This window comes from Bacillota bacterium (genome assembly GCA_033549065.1).
GTDB lineage: Bacteria > Bacillota > Dethiobacteria > DTU022 > DTU022 > JAWSUE01.
In genome coordinates this window covers 1-622 of the sequence record JAWSUE010000051.1, presented here as the reverse complement: position 1 = coordinate 622, position 622 = coordinate 1, and the positions used below count along the sequence as shown (strand labels likewise).

General features: G+C 43.7%; 1 protein-coding gene. It reads left to right on the top strand.

Features of this window, described 5'->3' with window-relative positions; all coding sequences use genetic code 11:
- Positions 1 to 370, top strand: a 370-nt coding sequence (locus tag SCJ97_11715; GenBank protein ID MDW7740695.1) for a DUF3641 domain-containing protein, incomplete at its 5' end; no start/stop codon positions are given.
- Positions 371 to 622: the final 252 nt, after the last annotated feature.

Sequence of the window (622 nt, the reverse complement as noted above, 5' to 3'; positions counted from 1 at the left end):
GCAGCAACACGGTATAACCTTTGATAGGTTACTAACAATAACCAATATGCCGATAGGGCGTTTTAAAGACTGCCTGTTAAATAAAGGGCAGCTAGATGAATACATCAAGTTGTTGCACAGTAACTTCAATCAGGCGAATCTTCCCAATCTGATGTGCCGCAGCCAAATATCTGTCGGTTGGGATGGAACTATTTACGATTGCGATTTTAACCTGGCCTTAGGCTGCGCGGCTAATCTTGAAAGACCTTATATTTTCGATTCGGACTGGAACAGTTTCTGCAACAGATCTATTGTTACCGGAGAGCACTGCTTTGGCTGTACAGCAGGAGCAGGCTCTTCCTGCAGCGGATCCCTGGAAATGGGTGCTTAAATATTTCTATGACAAACAACAACGGCCTCACTCGTCCACCGCGGTCTGTTTCATCGCCTTCCCTATAGCTTTCTATCACGATCTAGGACGATCAAATTGACCCATGGCCCCAGATGTTCCTGTTACCAAAGCACAAGAGAGCGGACAGTTATTTGTTATACAGATTAAAGTTTTGCTATCTTTATTTTCCAGAAGACCCAAAGGCCGTTGAAGAATAAAAAGACCACTAACAGTAACGATAGAACAATTAGC